Origin of the sequence: Brevibacterium sp. UCMA 11752 (assembly GCF_021532235.1) — a bacterium.
Taxonomy (GTDB): domain Bacteria; phylum Actinomycetota; class Actinomycetes; order Actinomycetales; family Brevibacteriaceae; genus Brevibacterium; species Brevibacterium antiquum.
In genome coordinates this window covers 277,034-295,088 of sequence record NZ_JACBOS010000003.1, presented here as the reverse complement: position 1 = coordinate 295,088, position 18,055 = coordinate 277,034, and the positions used below count along the sequence as shown (strand labels likewise).

General features: G+C 63.9%; 18 protein-coding genes. All 18 read left to right on the top strand.

The features are described from left to right. Positions 1-217 precede the first annotated feature (217 nt). The 18 genes from HU144_RS01375 (at position 218) to HU144_RS01290 (ending at position 18,049) form a co-directional block, all read left to right on the top strand. Positions 218-373 carry a hypothetical protein gene (locus HU144_RS01375; protein WP_235349796.1) on the top strand — a complete coding sequence of 52 codons (156 nt, stop codon included), beginning with the start codon at positions 218-220 and terminating at the stop codon, positions 371-373. A 442-nt stretch (positions 374-815) separates the two neighbouring features. Further along, entirely contained in the window at positions 816-1,853 is a 1,038-nt protein-coding gene (locus HU144_RS01370) for an inositol monophosphatase family protein (RefSeq protein ID WP_235349795.1), read from the top strand. Between the two features lie 157 nt (positions 1,854-2,010). Continuing rightward, positions 2,011-3,003: a siderophore ABC transporter substrate-binding protein gene (locus HU144_RS01365; protein WP_235349794.1), complete on the top strand. Its 993-nt coding sequence runs from the start codon at positions 2,011-2,013 to the stop codon at positions 3,001-3,003. Positions 3,004-3,033: 30 nt separating this feature from the next. Then, entirely contained in the window at positions 3,034-4,047 is a 1,014-nt protein-coding gene (locus tag HU144_RS01360; RefSeq protein WP_235349793.1) for an ABC transporter permease, read from the top strand. Positions 4,048-4,055: 8 nt separating this feature from the next. Then, entirely contained in the window at positions 4,056-5,135 is a 1,080-nt protein-coding gene (locus HU144_RS01355) for an iron chelate uptake ABC transporter family permease subunit (RefSeq protein WP_235349792.1), read from the top strand. Beyond that, a complete protein-coding gene (locus HU144_RS01350) occupies positions 5,132-5,887 on the top strand; it encodes an iron ABC transporter ATP-binding protein (protein WP_235349791.1) in 756 nt (251 codons plus the stop codon). The genes HU144_RS01355 and HU144_RS01350 overlap by 4 nt, the downstream gene beginning before the upstream one ends. Before the next feature lie 393 nt (positions 5,888-6,280). Beyond that, positions 6,281-7,336 (top strand): DUF559 domain-containing protein, encoded by a 1,056-nt coding sequence (locus tag HU144_RS01345; RefSeq protein WP_235349790.1) that lies wholly within the window; start codon positions 6,281-6,283, stop codon positions 7,334-7,336. 737 nt (positions 7,337-8,073) lie between these two features. Next, positions 8,074-8,376, top strand: coding sequence for an urease subunit gamma (locus HU144_RS01340; protein ID WP_092104410.1), 303 nt, complete (start codon positions 8,074-8,076; stop codon positions 8,374-8,376). Beyond that, the gene (locus tag HU144_RS01335) at positions 8,373-8,990 is read left to right on the top strand and encodes an urease subunit beta (RefSeq protein ID WP_235349789.1); all 618 of its coding nucleotides are present in this window, start codon (positions 8,373-8,375) and stop codon (positions 8,988-8,990) included. Before HU144_RS01340 ends, HU144_RS01335 begins: the two co-directional genes overlap by 4 nt. Beyond that, entirely contained in the window at positions 8,983-10,692 is a 1,710-nt protein-coding gene (locus tag HU144_RS01330) for an urease subunit alpha (RefSeq protein ID WP_235349788.1), read from the top strand. Before HU144_RS01335 ends, HU144_RS01330 begins: the two co-directional genes overlap by 8 nt. Before the next feature lie 8 nt (positions 10,693-10,700). After that, positions 10,701-11,447 (top strand): urease accessory protein UreF, encoded by a 747-nt coding sequence (locus HU144_RS01325; RefSeq protein WP_235349787.1) that lies wholly within the window; start codon positions 10,701-10,703, stop codon positions 11,445-11,447. After that, entirely contained in the window at positions 11,425-12,318 is an 894-nt protein-coding gene (locus HU144_RS01320; protein ID WP_235349786.1) for an urease accessory protein UreD, read from the top strand. Before HU144_RS01325 ends, HU144_RS01320 begins: the two co-directional genes overlap by 23 nt. A 61-nt stretch (positions 12,319-12,379) precedes the next feature. Next, positions 12,380-13,111 (top strand): urease accessory protein UreG, encoded by a 732-nt coding sequence (gene ureG, locus HU144_RS01315; RefSeq protein ID WP_235349785.1) that lies wholly within the window; start codon positions 12,380-12,382, stop codon positions 13,109-13,111. 14 nt (positions 13,112-13,125) lie between these two features. Further along, positions 13,126-14,718, top strand: a complete 1,593-nt coding sequence (locus HU144_RS01310; RefSeq protein WP_235349784.1) for an ABC transporter substrate-binding protein — start codon at positions 13,126-13,128, stop codon at positions 14,716-14,718. Then, positions 14,685-15,644: an ABC transporter permease subunit gene (locus tag HU144_RS01305; RefSeq protein ID WP_235349783.1), complete on the top strand. Its 960-nt coding sequence runs from the start codon at positions 14,685-14,687 to the stop codon at positions 15,642-15,644. The genes HU144_RS01310 and HU144_RS01305 overlap by 34 nt, the downstream gene beginning before the upstream one ends. Then, positions 15,641-16,420 (top strand): ABC transporter permease, encoded by a 780-nt coding sequence (locus HU144_RS01300; protein WP_198397496.1) that lies wholly within the window; start codon positions 15,641-15,643, stop codon positions 16,418-16,420. Before HU144_RS01305 ends, HU144_RS01300 begins: the two co-directional genes overlap by 4 nt. Then, positions 16,321-17,475 carry an ATP-binding cassette domain-containing protein gene (locus tag HU144_RS01295; RefSeq protein ID WP_235349782.1) on the top strand — a complete coding sequence of 385 codons (1,155 nt, stop codon included), beginning with the start codon at positions 16,321-16,323 and terminating at the stop codon, positions 17,473-17,475. Before HU144_RS01300 ends, HU144_RS01295 begins: the two co-directional genes overlap by 100 nt. Further along, positions 17,462-18,049, top strand: coding sequence for an ATP-binding cassette domain-containing protein (locus tag HU144_RS01290; protein WP_235349781.1), 588 nt, complete (start codon positions 17,462-17,464; stop codon positions 18,047-18,049). The genes HU144_RS01295 and HU144_RS01290 overlap by 14 nt, the downstream gene beginning before the upstream one ends. Positions 18,050-18,055 lie beyond the last annotated feature (6 nt).

Below are 18,055 nucleotides of genomic sequence, written 5' to 3'. Positions count from 1 at the left end.
AGCGTCTGAACTTCTGTAATTCGGGAATTATTGGCTTATTCTCATATACATGGTATCTAATGGAACTACACATCTAGCTGGCATCGAGCCATAGTCATAAGTAAGGGAAGAAACCATGTCGCGTCGCGCCCGTGAATTAACAGTTGACCAGACAGCCTTAGTTGGTGCAGTTCGAAAGGTTTCTCGTCAGCGAGCAAAAATCAATACCGATTACGTGATGGCGATTCTTCGCGCTCGTGAGGAAGGGGCCACCTTCGGGTCCATCGCCGAGGCGGCAGGCACCTCCTCGCAGGCGGTGCAGGAGATCGTGCGCAGGCATGGTCAGGTCCAGCGCAATGATGCTGCGAGATCGATTCCAGCCCCCGCTAAATAGGGCCAAGGCGGCGCTGTAGAAGCGCCTACCGGCTGACGGTGGACCGAGGTGCTCGTCGGGACTGCGCATCACAGTGACGTGATTCGCTCCCGAGGGGCACCTCGTTTGCTCAACGGTGACCAAAGTCATTCGTTTGATCACTGTTTGATAACAAGATTTCTTTATTGTGGGAATCATGTGAAAACCATGAACGCGGGATTAGATGAACTGCTGTTCAGAGGAAGAGAAGAGACCTTTCGACCGGGTGCTCTTGTCATCGAGAAGTCCGGTTCCTGAGTATCGATTTCTGATCCCCGCAGTGAAGCTCGGTTGGTCGAATTCGCAGTCCCGAATCTCCTGGAGTTCGGTCACAATGCGGCTTAGATACAAGAAGTACACACTCGGGCCTGTATTGCAGTGTTGTTACAGGAGAGGCCCCGCCGGGGCCGACTAGAGTTGAACCATGAGCTCAGAGACCGACCTTCTGCCCAGTGCTGTCAACGATCTGCCATTGATTCGCATCGCCTCGGACCTATCCATGATGGCGTGGGAGCAGATGGTGGCCTGGCGCAGCTCCCTCGGGGCACAGCTTGACGCTTCCGTGGTGGACACGAAGACTTCGCCCAACGATCTCGTGACTCTCGCAGACGCGCAGATCGAATCACTCGTCCGCGGATACCTGGCGAAGGTTCGACCCTCGGACACCATGGTCGGTGAGGAAGGTGCGCCGGGACTGGACCCCATCGACTTCTTCGATGCGCAGTTCGTGGCCAGACTCAACAGCTTCGACCCCAGCGGCGATGACCTCCTCGACATGAGCGACAACGGCCCGCCGCTGGAATGGCATGTCGACCCCATCGACGGAACCGTGAACTACGTGCGCAACATCGAGCACTATGCATTCTCGGTCGGGGTCTGTGAGGCAGGCGAGGCCCACGGGCGCGGCCTTGGCGAGGAGCAGTGGCTCATCGGCCTCGTCGCCTCGCCGGGATTGGATGCCACCTGGGTGGGCGCGAAGGGCCGTGGAGCCTATCGCGTCGAGGGGCAGCTCTCCGGGGGCCGAGGAGCAGGGCGTTCCGAAGGGGCGGCGCAGTCTGATGGGGCGGCACTGGCTGATGGGGCGGCGCTGGCACGGGGCTCCACGTCGGCCATCCCCGCTCGACGCCTGCGCGGCACACCGGTCGGGCTCTCCGGCAGACTGCTGGCAACCGGCTTCGCCTACACCGGGGACAATCGTGGGCCGCAGCTGGCGAAGCTGTTGACTCTCATGGACGGCTACGACGATATCCGGCGCTGCGGATCGGCGGCCATCGACCTGTGCATGCTCGCAGAGGGCAAGGTCAACGGCTATGCCGAACGGGGACTCGGAATCTATGACTATGCAGGCGGCGGCGTCATTGCCGCCGAGGCCGGTGCCTTTGTCCACCGCGGCGGATCCGGTGGCCCGACGGCGGCCGCGGCGTCCGAGCGGGAAGTCAGGCGTCTCATCGACTCCATCTGACGGCTGAGGCGCTGACCCGGCGCCATGAACTACTCCCAGAGTCAATGTGAGATGAATAACGTCATACTACTGTCACGTATTGAGTGAAGCTTAGGCTAAGCTAATTCACAGTTCGTGTTCATCTGACATCAATGACTTTTGCAGGAAGTAGATCACCATGGGTTCGTCTCGCCTTCGTTTCACCGCCCTGGCCGGCGTCGTTGCACTCGCTCTGGCCGGCTGCGGCCAAGCTGCCGCCGATGACACCGGTGCCGATGCCGATTCCGGCAGCACCATCGACATCGAGGACAACAACGGAGCGCAGAGCGTGGCGAGCCCTCCTTCCTCTGTGGTGGCCACAGACAACCGCACCTTCGAGACTCTCGACACCTGGGGCATCGAGCTCAGTGCCGGCGCGGTCGCTCTGATGCCCGAGGGCCTCAGCTACACGAAGGACGACTCCGTCCTCGACCTCGGATCCCACCGCGAGCCCGACCTTGAGAAGGTCGTCGAGGCCAAGCCGGATCTCATCATCAATGGCCAGCGGTTCGCACAGTTCCATGACGACCTTGCGAAGCTGGCACCCGAGGCGACCGTGCTCGAACTTGATCCGCGCGACGGCGAAGACTTCGGCTCCGAACTCAAACGCCAGACGACCAGCTTGGGAGAGGTCTTCGGCAAGCAGGACGAAGCGAAGAAGATCGTCGACGACTACGATGCCTCGGTGAAGCGAGCCAAGGCCGCCTATGACAGCAATGACAAGGCCATGGGCCTCATCACCTCGGCGGGTGACATCGGCTATTCGGCTCCTTCGGTCGGACGCACCGTCGGACCGGTCTTCGACATCCTCGGTCTGGATCCGGCCCTCGAAGTGGACTCGAGCAGCGAGGACCACCAGGGAGACGACATCTCTGTTGAGGCGATCGCCGACTCCAAACCCGAGCTCATGATCGTCTTGGACCGAGACGCTTCCTTCGCCCCCGAAGAACGCGATGAGGGATCGGCTCCCGCCGCCGAGGTGCTCGAGAAGTCAGAGGCGCTCAAGGATGTGCCCGCGGTCAAGGACGACAAGATCGTCTACTTCCCGCAGGACACCTACCTCAACGAAGGTATCCAGACCTACACCGAGTTCTTCAACTCATTCGCTGACAAGCTCGAAGAGCAGAAATAGCGCCTCCGGGCAGCAAGTGAGATCGAGAGAATGACGAGTACACGCCACAGCCCTGCCGAGGCCACCTCGGTGAGGAAGGGCCCTGCCAGGGCAAAGGGGCAGCTGCTGAGCTGGAAGCTGGCAGTTGGCGTCTTCGGCGTCCTGCTTCTCCTCGTGCTCTCCCTCTTCACCGGCGTCTACGACATATTCGGCGGGGATGGGGGATCCGAGATGTTCCAGATCACCCGCGTGCCGCGCACCATCGCCCTGGTCCTCGCAGGTGCGGCGATGGCCATGTGCGGCCTGGTCATGCAGCTGCTGACGCAGAACCGGTTCGTCGAGCCGACGACCACCGGCACCACGGAATGGGCCGGGCTGGGTCTGATGCTCACCGTCATCGTCTACCCGGACGCCTCGATCCTGGCGCGGATGATCGGGGCCATCATCGCCGCGTTCATCGGCACTCTGGTCTTCTTCATGTTCCTGCGCCGAGTCTCCCTCAAATCATCGCTCATCGTGCCCATCATCGGCATCATGCTCGGTGCGGTGGTCGGCGCGATCTCGACCTTCATCGCGGTCCAGACTGACATGCTCCAGAGTCTGGGCATCTGGTTCGCCGGCAGCTTCACTTCCATCCTGCGCGGTCAGTACGAGATCCTGTGGGTCGTCGTCATCGTCGTCATCGCGGTCTTCATCACCGCCGACCGCTTCACCGTCGCCGGTCTGGGCAAAGAGGTCGCGACGAACATCGGCCTCAACTACAACCAGGTCATCCTCATCGGCACCATCCTCGTGGCCATCGCCACCGGAGTCGTCACGGTGGTCGTCGGCAGTCTGCCGTTCCTCGGCCTCATCGTGCCCAATATCGTCTCGATGATCCGCGGCGATGACCTGCGCAGCAATCTGCCCTGGGTCTGCCTGCTGGGCATCGCGATCGTCACGATCTGCGACCTCATCGGCCGAGTCATCATCATGCCCTTCGAACTGCCGGTCTCCGTCATCCTCGGAATCGTCGGCGCTGCGGTGTTCGTCGCACTGCTCCTGCGACAGCGGAAGCGGGGATGAGGCGCGCCATGTCCGCAGAGACGACAGAGTCCACGCGATACCCGAACGAAACCACGCCGAGGATGCAGCGAGACTCAGCGCCACCTCGGCGCTCCTCCGGGTCGTTGGCCACGTCCAAATCCAAGTGGCGGTACTGGTCGATCATGGCCGGGCTCATCGTGGCCTCGGCGGCCATCGCTCTTGGCCTCCTGGCCTGGGACAACCCGCTGCCGATCACCGACGAGGGGTTCTGGCTCATTGCGCAGCTGCGGATGAAGAACCTCGTCGTCATCGCGATCGTCGCACTGTGCCAGGCGTTCGCGACCGTGGCGTTCCAGACAGTGACGAACAACCGGATCATCACGCCGTCGATCATGGGCTTCGAATCGCTGTACGTGGCCATCCAAACCGGGGCCATGTACTTCTTCGGGGTCACAGCGATCGTCGATCTCAAGGGGTTGGTGCCTTTCACCGTGCAGCTGCTGCTCATGGTGGGGCTCTCGCTCGCGCTCTACGGCTGGCTGCTCTCAGGCCGATACGGCAATATCGCGATCATGCTGCTCATCGGCGTCGTCATCGGCGGCGGACTCGGTTCGATCGCGACGTTCATGCAGCGGACCCTGACGCCGAGTGAATTCGACGTGCTCTCGGCCCGGCTCTTCGGCTCGATCTCGAACTCGGACTCCAGCTATCTCCCTGTCTCCATCCCGTTGTGTCTCCTCGCCTGCGCCGCGATCTACCTGAGCTCATCTAGGCTCAATGTCCTCGCACTCGGCAGAGACGCGACCAGCAACCTGGGACTCAACCACAAGTTCGAGATGATGAAGATCCTGTTCTTCGTCTCGATCCTCATGGCCGTGTCCGTGTCGATGATCGGACCGATGATCTTCCTCGGCTTCCTCGTCGCGATGCTCGCCTACCAGTTCTCCGACACCTACGACCACAGATACGTGCTGCCGATGGCCGGCCTCCTCGGGTTCGTCGTCCTGGGCGGGGCGTACTTCATCATGAAGAACCTGTTCTACGCCGAGGGCGTCGTCTCCATCATCATCGAGGTCATCGGCGGAGGCGCCTTCCTCTTCGTCATCATGAGAAAGGGACGACTGTGATTACTCTCAGCGATGTCCGTAAGTCCTACAGCAACGACGTCGAGATCGGTCCTGTCGATCTGCAGATCCCCGCCGGGGGAGTCACCGCGCTGGTCGGGCCCAACGGCGCCGGGAAGTCAACGCTGCTGACGATGATCGGCCGCCTGCTGGGCATCGACGAGGGGGCGATCGAGGTCGCCGGTTATGACGTGTCGTCGACGAAGTCGAAGGACCTGGCGAAGATCGTGTCCATCCTGCGCCAGGAGAACCACTTCATCACCAGGCTGACGATCCGCCAGCTCGTCGGATTCGGTCGTTTCCCCTACTCCAAGGGACGCCTGACGGCTGCCGACGAGGAGATCATCTCCCAGGCCATCGACTTCCTCGAACTCAGCGACCTCGAGGACCGGTTCATCGACGAACTCTCCGGCGGGCAGCGGCAGCGCGCCTACGTGGCCATGGTGCTGGCTCAGGACACCGACTACGTCCTGCTCGACGAACCCTTGAATAACCTGGACATGAAGCACTCCGTGCAGATGATGGCGCACCTGCGTCGGGCCGCCACGCAGATGGGTCGGACCATCGTCATCGTCCTCCACGACATCAACTTTGCCGGGCACTATGCCGATCACATCTGTGCCGTGAAGACCGGCAGCGTCGTCGAGTTCGGCACACCTGCGGAGATCATGACCGCCGAGGTGCTCACCCGCGTCTTCGACACCCCCGTCGAAGTCATCGACGGCCCGCGCGGTCGGTTGGCCGTGTACTACTGAAACAGGAGGCGCGGTTGCGGTAGGCGTCTGTGTGGGCGCCCGGCAGATCTCAACGAGGCGTGCCTGGTGTGCCGGGACGCCGCTTCTAGAGGGAGATTCGCGGTGTCGACCATCTTTGATGCAGAAGAGCAGTTCGCAGACTAGTTGTGTGCACTGAAAGTGAGCGAGGCCCGTACGCAAGGTGATCGACAGTGCCGTAGCGATCGTCGGGAACCGTAGGTCGTGGCTAGCTGAGCGGATCGTGCTGTGCGAATTGGTTCTTGTGAATCGGGGCAGAACACTTGTGGAAAACCCGGCCACTCGTGTTCGGAACGGCTGTGGATGGCTGAAGGCTTTCCACAGGCAGACAAATCGCTCTAGCCTTCTTTGGGCGCTGCAGCTCATGATCGGCAGATGTACAACATCGTCTACTACAGAGACCTTGTATCAGCCGGGGTATCGACTCGGGTTATTCGTCAGGCTCAGGAATGTTGCATGCGGCGCCTGTGTCGCGGCGTGTACACCGTCGTGCTCAACTGCTCAAACAGCGCTCATCGAAAAATTGCTCGTTTCATCGACGATCCGAGTTGGACCGAATTGCATTCGCAGAAGACGCGTGCCCAGCTTCGGGATGATTTCTCGTACCAGGAGCAACTGCGACGATTGCGCGTTCTCAGCTATTCGAGGTACAGGAGCAGCGATACTGTCTGGGGTACCTCTGCAGCGTTGCTACACGGTATTCCACTATTCGGAGTGAAATCTGGACCGATCTTCGTCGTTCACCCCACCAGCGGTTCCCGGTCTACTGAGATCATCCGAACGGTACGGACAGTCGACAAGGCAGACCAATGTGCGTTCTCCCACCTTGTGATCACACGTCCCATCAGAACTTCGCTGGATCTCGTGCGTCAGGAAGGACAGCAGGCAGGGTTCGCTGCGATGGAGGCAGTGCTTCGAACCTCTGTCCTGGATGTCGAAGGGGAACTCAACCTTCGCTTCGGGTATCCATCCTGGTTCCGGGAACTTGCGCGTAAACAGATTGTGGAGAACTGGTATCCCACGATCACGCGTCTTCCGACCGGTCACGCGACTGCTCGGCGGATGGCTGACTCACTCAATCCGGTGTCGGAGAGCATTGCCGAGAGTTTCTGCTCGTTCGACCTGCATGCTCTCCAAATCAGCGGATTCGAGCAGCAGATAAACATCTACGATGCCAGGGGCTTCGTTGGCCGCGTCGACTTCGTCCACGAGGAAACTCAGACGATTGTCGAAGTCGATGGCATAGGTAAGTATCTGGCCGAGGGTCGAGAGGCGATGAACCGGGAGAGCGACCGGCACAATCGGTTGCTGTCCTTGGGGTATACGGTTATCCGCATGAGGTTCAAGGACCTTCTTCACCTGAACACGTTTGCAACGAAACTGTACGCCCAAGCTCCTGAACTGAGGAAGTTTGCTGGCGCTGTTCGATAATCCTATGCATCGACGAAGCTGAGTCCACCCGCGCAGTGGCGTGGAGTCCCTTCGAGCGGAAGCTAGTGGTCTCAGATCTTGCAGGTCCTTATTTACACACCTGCGGGCTCAGGCGTCGGCACCGTCTACACCGCAGTCGCCGAGACGTCGAAGACGGGCACCACCTGAAGTGGCAGTGGCCCGTAACGGGCCGATTCCAACCCTCTACTTCTATCATTTTTGGTGCAGGAAGCCAGTCTGCAAACTAGCTTCTTGCACCAAAGGTGATCGACCAGTGCGCTCAACGTGGAAAGGTGTATGCTCGCCCAGATCCGCGGGGCGCGCCGACTCCCGCGCATGTTCCGGCCGACGCCGACAAGTGGCCTCGCGGACAGGCTGGACGTGAGCTGCTGACGCCGAGTCGGAACCACGCTGGCCCCGAATTCGGGCAGAGCAGACCCCGTGCTTGCCTCGAGCTGACGCTCCGCAGACGACCTCCGCCACCCGGCCGCAGACGACCTCCGCCACCCGGCCGCAGACGACCTCCGTCACCCTGTCGCAGACGACCTCCGTTGTGGACTTGACTGCCGCAAAGCGATGGGTAAGGTTGCTTGCATGAGCGTATTCTCGCGGGTGAGACGCTGCTCCAGGGCGTCATTCGACGTGCCCGGCCCGGGTCTCGAGCACCCGGGGTGACAGGCAGCCTCCACATCACCTTTGCGAATTGATACATACCTTTCGAACGCACCGGGGGAAAAGTGTTTCTCAGTTTGTATGAGCAAGAGCGTCTGATGATCTACACGGCCGGAAAATTGGCCCTGGAGCGCAAAGACCGCGGCCTCAAACTCAACCTGCCCGAAGCGACAGCCGTCATCACCTCCTATCTCCTTGAAGGTGCCAGAGACGGAAACAGCGTCGCCGACCTGATGGAATCAGGCCGGCACGTGCTCAGCAGAGATGACGTCATGGAAGGGGTACCGGAAATGCTCACCCAGGTTCAGGTCGAGGCGACCTTCGCCGATGGGACCAAGCTCGTGACCGTGACAGGACCGCTCCAATGATGAGCAACGAACACGGACCGGCGGGAACGGGACCCGACGACGAGAAGCAGGGCACAAACCCGTTCGAAAACGAAGAACTCCAGCCCGAGCATCGCGACATCGATGCCGAGCATCCCAGCGATGATCCGGGCCGTGACTACGACGACGTCGAAGCCACCGTCATCCAGGAACCTGGCATCGACGAACGTGAGCGGCACCCATCATCGGGCCCCAGCGGCCCCAGCGAGCCGAGGCGGCCCGGCTCGGGATCCCGCCAAGGCCCACGCGAGGAGTCCGCAGCACCGGTCACGGCTGCAGACAAGGTCATCCCCGGACAGATCTTCCTCCGCGATGAACCCGTCGAGATCAACGTCGGCTTGGCCGTGACGACCCTGAGAGTCGCCAACGTCTCCGACCGTCCGATCCAGGTCGGTTCGCACTTCCATTTCGCCGAGGTGAATCCCGGCTTGGAATTCGACCGCGGACGGTCCTGGGGCAAGAGACTGAATGTGCTCTCCGGCGGCGCGATGCGCTTCGAACCGGGAGCCGATGAAGAAGTCGAACTCGTTCCCATTCAGGGCGCACGCATCGCCCTCGGGTTCCGAGGCGAATGCAGAGGAGAGTTGGATGGTTGACATATCGAGGTCCGAATACGTGGCATCGTTCGGCCCCACCGTCGGTGACCGAGTCCGACTGGCCGACACGGACATCGTCATCGAGATCGACAAGGACTACTGCGTCGGCGGCAACGAAGTCGTCTTCGGCGGCGGAAAGTCCGCTCGCGAATCCATGGCCCAATCATCACGGACCCGTGCTGAAGGTACTCCCGACCTCGTCATCACCGGCGTGATCATCCTCGACCACTGGGGAGTCATCAAGGCCGATGTGGGCATCCGCGACGGCCGGTTCGTCGGCATCGGACGTTCAGGCAACCCCGACACCATGAACGGCGTCGACCCCAACCTGGTCATCGGCCCGAACACGGAGATCGCCAGCGGCAACGGACTTATCATGACCGCCGGCACCGTCGACACGCACGTTCACTACGTCGGACCCGACATGTTCCAAGTCGGACTCATGGCCGGAACCACGACAATGGTCGGCGGCGGAACGGGGCCAACGGAAGGCTCGAAGGCCACACTGGCCACCCCCGGCCCCTGGTGGCTGGCTCGCATGTTCGAAAGCATGGACCCCTGGCCGGTCAACGTCCTCTTCCTGGGGCGCGGCAACACCATGAACGACGAAGCCCTGCTCGAACAGGTGCGCGGCGGTGCCGGCGGCTTCAAGATCCACGAGGACTGGGGCGCAACACCCGCCGTCATCGACAACGCCCTGCGCGTGGCCGATGACACCGGAGTCCAGGTCGCCATCCACTCCGACACCCTCAACGAGGCCGGCTTCGTCGAAGACATGCTCGCCGCGGTCAAGGGGCGCACCTTCCACGCCTTCCACACCGAGGGTGCCGGCGGCGGCCACGCACCCGACATCATCACGATCGCCTCAGAGCTCAACGTTCTCCCGGCCTCGACCAACCCGACGCGGCCGTTTACGACCAACACCGTCGACGAACACCTCGACATGGTCATGGTCGCCCACCACCTCAATCCGCAGGTGCCCAATGACCTCGCGTTCGCCGAGAGTCGGGTGCGGGCGGGAACCATTGCCGCCGAGGATGTTCTCCAGGACATGGGAGCACTGTCGATCATGTCCTCCGACGCTCAGGCTATGGGTCGCATCGGTGAGGTCGCCATGCGCACCTGGCAGACCGCTCACCAGATGAAACGCCTGCGCGGACCATTGGCAGGCGATGATCGGGCCGATAACAACCGCGCCATGCGCTATGTCGCGAAGTACACGATCAACCCGGCCATCGCTCACGGCATCGACGCCCACGTCGGCTCGATCGAGGTCGGCAAGCTCGCCGACTTCGTGCTCTGGCAGCCCTCGATGTTCGCGGTCCGCCCGCACACCGTGTTCAAGGGCGGCATGGCGGCCGTGGCCGCCTTGGGCGACCCGAACGCCTCGATCCCGACCCCGCAGCCTGTCTCCGAGCGGATGGGTTTCAACTTCCGGTCGTCCGCGGCAGCAGCGACGAGCATGGCGTTCGTATCGGAACACGCGATCGCCGACGGCATCGCGGACAAGGTCAACGTCGACAGGCCCTTCGTGCCGATCACCTCGACACGCGGAGTCACGAAGGACGACATGATCCACAACTCGGCCCGCCCGAAGATCGAGGTCGACTCCGACACCTACGCGGTCACCATCGATGATGAACTCATCGAACACGAACCCGCGAAGTTCGTGCCCATGGCCCAACGCTATTTCCTGTTCTGAGAACGGGAATGACACGAAGCTCCTCACGCGCGACCCTCCTGATGCTCGGCGACGGGCGACTTCCCTCGGGCGGGTACGCGCACTCCGGTGGGCTCGAACAGGCCATCCGGCAAGGTTGGGTCACCGATGTGTCCGACCTGAAGGACTTCCTGCGCGGACGCCTGCACACGACCGGGCTGATGAACGCCGCCTTCGCGGTTTCGGCTCGGCACATCGTCGGTGATCACCGGTCCTTCGCCGAGGTGGGCGATCGTCCCGCTGATACGGCCGTGGACGAGATGCTCGGGAACGAGATCGCGCAGTCCCTCGCCGGTCTCGACGCAGAACTCTGTGCCCGCACACCCGCCCCGGCCCTGCGCACGACGGGGGAGTGGTTGGGGACGCTGATGCTGCGGTCGATGCAGCGGATCCATCCGCACCCGCTGCTGGAGAACCTGCCGAAGGGACTGCAGCAGCCACTCGTGTACGGGGCAGTCGGTCGAGCCTTGGGGCTGGGGGCTGCGGAGACGGCGGCCGTCGTGCTCCACGAAGCAGTCACCGGACCGGCCACCGCCGCGGTCAAGCTCATGAGCATCGACCCCTTTCAAGCCCACGGGGCGATCCTGTCCCTGGGCGAAGAGCTCGACGCCGCCGCGGAGGCAGCCGCCGACTACGAACTCACCCCGGCCCGGGACCTGCCGGCGCTGAGCTCGCCCCTGTCAGATTTCGCCGCCGAGATGCACGTGAAGGACCATGTTCGACTATTCGCATCCTGAGAGCAGGAGCCCCGGCACCATGTCCCCTGCCGAGGTGAAACCCAACGGCCCCAGCGGCATGACGTGCCGGGCCTCTGTGGCGACCGAGCTGAGCGAACCCGGCCAGCCGGGAACCCGCGTCTCGGGCCTGCGCGCTCAAGCCCCACTGGTGCCGCGACCCACCGGCGCCAGCGGCCACGAACCCTATATCGATCGAGATCCGAACGCCGCCCGCATCGCCCTGACCTCGGGAGCAGCCGGGCCACTCGGCGGGGACCACTACCGTTTCGACGTCAGCGTCGGCGACGGTTCGAGCCTGCTCATCCGTGAAGTCTCGGCCACGCTCGTGCTGCCAGGCGTGCACGGTCACCCCTCGCTGTTGGAATCGCAGGCCCACGTCGGTAAGGCAGCGACCCTGGTGTGGGTGCCGGAGCCGGTGATCGCGGCGAATGGGTGCCGCCACACGCACACCGTCGACATCGACCTCGCCGCCGATGCGCGACTCTTCTACCGTGAAGAGCTCGTCCTCGGCCGTCACGGTGAAGACCCTGGAGACCTCAGCTCCGGCCTGACCGTTCGCCGAGGCGGTGCCCCGCTGAGCATCCAACGCTTCGACCTGGGACCGAACAGCCCCGGCTTCGACTCACCCGCCGTAGCAGGACGAGGACTGGGCGTCGGCTCCATCGTCATCGTCGACCCCGAGGGCGGACTGCCGGCAGAGACCGTGGTCATCGACCCGCAGACCGCGATCCTGCCCGTGGATGAGAACTGCGTGCAGATCACTGCGGTCGGGTCTGACGGCCTGGCGCTGCGCAAACGCCTCGACGCCGCACTCACGCACATCGGCGAACCCTGGGGCCGCGAACAGACCTGGTCCGCAGTTCCACGATGAGCCCCACGACTGACCTGACATCCACAAACTACAAGGACCACCACGAAGAGAAGGAAAGACAATGAGCACTGGAAAACGCGCACTGCGCTTGGGCATTGCCGGGCCCGTCGGCACCGGCAAGAGCTCCTCGATCGCCAATATCTGCACCGCGCTCGCGCAGGAGTTCCGCATCGGCGTCATCACGAATGACATCTACACCGATGAGGACGCACGCTTCCTCAAGGCCGCAGGAGTCCTGCCTGACGAACGCATCCGCGCCGTCGAGACCGGCGCCTGCCCGCACACGGCCATCCGCGATGATGTGAGCATGAACCTGCTGGCCGTCGAAGCACTGGAAGAGGACTTCGATCCCCTCGATATCGTCCTCATCGAATCCGGCGGCGACAACCTCACCGCCACGTTCTCACCAGCACTCGTCGATGCCCAGCTCTTCGTCCTCGACGTCGCCGGCGGCGGCGACGTTGCACGCAAGGGCGGACCGGGAATCGGTCGCGCCGACCTCCTGGTCATCAACAAGATCGACCTCGGCCCGTACGTCGATGTCGACGTCGATCTCATGCTCGAGGATGCGAAGAAGGCACGCGAGGGCGGGCCTGTGCTCGGAGTCTCCCGCAAGGTCCCCGAGACCGTTGACGCACTGGCCGCCTGGGTCCGCGAGGTCCACGCTCGTTTCGTCAAAGGCGACCACACCCCAGTCGACCCCGGCCCGATGGCCCCGCACTTCCACGCCGAGGAAGAAGGCGAAGGCTATATGCACACCCATGCCGAAGGTGGAGAAGCCCACCAGCACTGAACTGAGTCGACCATATGAGACGAAGGACAACCTCGGCGCTGGTGGCCTCTGTGGGAGCGCTCGCACTCGTACTCTCCGCATGCGAGGCTCCCGACGGGGGCGACTCGCAGCTGGTCATCGGCACAGAGAACCTCGGCGGATACAACCCGGTCAACGGCTACTCCGTCGACGGCAACTCCCCCTTCTACGACGGGCTGCTGCGCCTGCAGGAGGACTCGGGAACGGGACAGATGCCGGACCTGACGCCGGCGCTGGCAGCCGCGGAACCGAAGGCGAATGAGGACTCGAGCGCATGGACGGTGAAACTGCGTGAGGGCGTGACGTTCTCCGATGGCTCCGCTTTCGATTCGCAGGACGTGGCCGCCACCTATCGGGCCATCATCGACCCCGACTCCGCATCGGAGGTCGTCGACGCATTCCGGATGATCGAGGACATCGAAACACCGGATGAGTCCACCGCCGTCTTCCGGTTGAGCGAGCCGACGCCCACGTTCGCCTCACGGCTGACCTTGGGGATCCTGCCCAGCGAGGCCATCGAGAAGGGCACTCCGGCCGCCGACTGGAGCGTCAACAGCGAACCCGTCGGCACCGGTGCCTACGTCCTGGACTCCCTGACCTCGGACACCGCGGTGCTCAAGGCCAGGGACGACTACTGGCGCACCACTCCGGAACTGAAATCGGTGACGGTCCAGGCCTACGCGGATTCCTCCGCGCTGGCGGCGGCAGTCTCCGACGGCAAGGTCTCCGGGGCAGCCGTGCCACCGCGCTCGGTCGACAAGATCGCGGGGGACGACCACGAGATCGTCACCGCGAGAACCGCCGACTGGCGCGGACTGACCCTGCCCTCTGACAACCCGTTCACCGCCTCGGCGACCGTGCGCAAGGCACTCAACATCGCCATCGACCGGAACACGATCGTCGACGAGGTCCTCGCCGGCCACGGCACACCGGCCTCGACCCCGGTCGGTGAGTTCTACGGAGACGCCTACGAACCCTCGGCCGACTTCGAACTCGACATCAAGGCCGCGCAGAGAATGCTCGACGAAGCCGGATGGAAGAAGGGTGACGACGGCCTTCGTTCCAAGAACGGTCAGAGCGCGAGCATCCCGTTCACCTATCCCGCCGGTGACTCCGTGCGCGGGGACATCGCCGCCGAGGTTGCCGCACAGCTCAAACCCTTGGGCATCACTGTCGAGGTCGAAGCCGGCGAATGGGACGAGATCGAGAAGTCCATGACCAAGCAGGCGATCGTCTACGCCGGAGGGGAACAGCCCTACAACATCGATCACCAGATCAGGGCGGCACTGCATACCCGCACAAGCACCTCCGGGGTCTTTGACAATCCCTCCGACGTGGAGATTCCCGGAGCCGACGAACTCCTCGACCATGCCGCCGAGGAGACCGATGAGGCGAAGGCCTACGCGGACTACCGCCGGGTCCAGGACCTCTACATGGACGACCCCGGTTACCTCATCGTCGCCTTCCTCGAACACACCTATGTCGCCGACACCGACGGCTGGGACGTTCCGGACACCACGTTCGAACCCCACGTCCACGGTTCCGACTGGGGTCCATGGTGGAATCTGGCGGACTGGACGAAGAGCTGAGGGGCACCGTGACCAGGGGCGTCGTACGTCGCTGCGCGATCGTCTGCGGTGGGATGCTCATCGCGGTGCTGGCCGCTGGTGCGGGCGTGTTCGCTCTGGCCGCGGCCTCACCGGCGAACCCTCTGGCCCACACCGTCGGCAGCTGGGAGTTCGCCTCCGAGCAGGCACGAGCCGACCTCGAAGCCGGCTACCACTCCGGTGGGTGGCTCTCCGCCTGGTGGCAGTGGCTGATCACGGCGGTGACCACGGGCGACCTGGGCTATTCCCGGATCCTCCACGCCCCGGTCGCAGAGATCGTGACTTCTCGCGGTCTCAACACCATCGCCGCCAGCATCTGCGCCGCAGCCATCACCGTGATCGTGGTGGGTGCGGTGGCGATAGCGCTGGCCCGCTTCCCGGGACTGGCCCAGAGTTCGAGTGCCTCGGGCATCCTCGGCGCCTGGCTGGCAGTCCCCTCGTTCCTCATCGCGCTGATCATCGTCGTGGTCTGGGGCGCTTCGCTGCCCAACCCCGCCACCAGTGCCCCGATCACTCTCATCCCCGGGGTGGCGATCACGATCGCGCTCGCCTGGGCCGCCCCGCTCATCGCCGCGGCCCGTTCTGCCGCCGCCGAGGTGTGGTCGACTCCGTGGGCCCGTGCACTGATCGGCCGCGGATTTGGCCACAGAGCCCGGATCCGCACGGTGCTGCCCACCGTGCTCGGCGCCGTGCGCGGCCCCGCACTGGTCTACCTGCCCACCATCGTCCTCGGCGAGGCCGCCGTCGAAGCGGTGCTGGCCTATCCGGGGTTGGGCAATGCACTCGTCCAAGCCGCAGCCGGAGCCGACCTGCCGCTGCTGGCCACCGTCACCTCGATCGCTGCGGGAGTGACGACAGGACTCGTGCTGCTGGTGCGCACCGCGACGACCAGCGGTGATCGGTCATGAGAATTCGACTGCCGATTCTCGCCATCGCGGCCGTCCTGGTGCTGCTCATCATCGGACGCTTCCTGCCGACGCAGACCACCGACTTCGCCAACTCCCTGCTGCCACCCGGAGACGGTGGACCGGCTGGAACCGACCATTACGGACGCAGCGTCTTCCGAACCACCTGGACCGCGGCCGGGGGATCGGCTCTTGCCGCACTCCTCACCGCCTCGGCGACAACTCTCATCGGGGCCGCCATCGGAGTCGTGTCCACCCTGTCGCGGGCACTGTCGAAGATCTCCACGGCACTGCTCATCGCCACCGTCACCGTGCCCTCGATGCTGCTGACCTTCATCGTCGTGGGCATCCTCGGCGGGGGACGAGAAGCGATCATGGTCACGGTGGCACTCACGCACTGGCCGATAGCTGCCCAGCTCATCGGGCCGAAACTCAGCGAAGAATGGAACTCCGGGTGGGTGCGCTTCGACCGCCGCCTCGGCGCCACCCGCCGTCAGATCCTGACTTGGCATCTGCTCCCGGCTGTCTGGGGGCGAGTGGCCGCTGCCATGGCGATCACCTTCCCCTCGGCCGTCGTCCACGAGGCCACCACCTCGTTTCTGGGCATCGGAGTCGACCCTGCCGCGGTGTCCCTGGGCCCGCTCATCGCCTGGGGTCGCAACGACATGACCGTGGGAGCATGGTGGACACTGCTCGTCCCGACGCTGGCACTCATGCTGCTGCTCCTGCCGCCGACGATCATGTCCCGCCGACTCGGAGAAAGGCCGCGATCACTGTGAAGACCATTGCCGTGAGCCAGTGTTCTCTGCGACTGCCGTCGGCCGGAGCCCACATCCTCTCCGACCTGTCCGTGACTCTGCCGCTGGGGCACATCACCTGGCTGGTGGGGGAGTCCGGGGCCGGGAAATCCACACTCTGCAATCTCTTGGCCGGGCTGACTCCTGCCCGCGCCGAAGTCACCGGTCGCCTCGACTTCGGTGCCGAGCATGGTGACTTGGGCAGCGATTTGATCGCCCCGGGTGCCCGCCGCACCGACTCGGGCACCCGCCGGATCGACTCGGGCGCCAGCCCCGCCGACTCGGGCATCCGCCGGATCGACCTGGGCACCCGGCGGGGCAGGAAGCGCCTGGCCGAGCTGCGCGGGCGCGGCGAACTCGCCTGGGCCCCGCAGAACGCCATGGACACGTTCCCACCGCGGCTGCGTCTGCGGCAGTGGTTCCACCGCGCCGGAATCGATGATCCGGACCTGCGCCCCTTCGGTCTGGAGAACACGCTGCTTCAGCGATACCCCCACGAGCTCTCCGGCGGACAGATCTCCCGGGTCTCTTTGGCCGCGGCCCTGTCACACACGCCGAGGCTGCTCGTCTGTGACGAACCCACAGCCGGACTTGATCCCCGGCAGGCCGATTCCATGGTTGGCATCCTCGACGAATGCGCCCGTACCAATGGAGCCGCCGTACTCGCTGTCACCCACGACCTCTCCGGCATGGCCAGGAACGCCCGAGGTGATGACCGTGTCGCCGTCCTCTTCAACGGACACATCGTCGACACCTGCACTGTCGAGAATTTCTTGGCAGGAGACGCCGACAATGCCTACAGTCGGGCCCTTGCCGCAGCCGCACCGGACGCGGGAGCCCACCCGCTGCCGCTGACTCCGGGCCACCTCGGCGGGCAGGATTATCGTGTCGGCGATGAACTGCGCCGCTTGGACGGGGCACCCATCCACGGCAGCGACGTCATCCCCGGCGGCGACGTCATCCCCGGCGGCGACGTCATCCATGTCAGTGATGATCGGGCACAGCAGAATCGAGGTGACGCCGATGGAGCTGCATGAGCTCGAAATCGACTACGGGAGCACCCGGATCGGCCCGGTCAGCGCCGATTTCCCCGTCGGGAACGTCACCGTTCTGCGAGGTGGTTCGGGCAGCGGCAAGACCACCCTGTGCCTGGCCATGACCGGATTCCTCACCCCCACCAGCGGGCGCATCCGCGGTGAGCCGGGAGTGCTGGTGCCGCAGAACCCACGCGAATGGCTCAACCCCAGGCACACCGTCGCCGAGGTGATCGACCGAACCGCTCGCATCCTCGGCCGCAAGCTGGAGACCGAAGAGCGAACCGACATCGTGGTCCGTGCGCTGCTGAGGCCGGAGCTGCTCGAGCACAAGTGCGGCGAGCTCTCCGGAGGTCAGGCAGCCCGAGTGTGCCTGGCCCGGGCCCTGGCCAGCGGAGTCGACACGATCGTCTGCGACGAACCGACCGCGGCACTCGATGCCTCGAACGCAGCACGGTTCGCCCGTCTGCTCAGCGCCTTGGCCGAGGCCGGGCACACGATTATCTGGGCCACGCACGATCTGCCACTGGTCATGGCGACCAACGCGAACAGCAGAATCGTGTCCCTGGATCGCTGACGATGA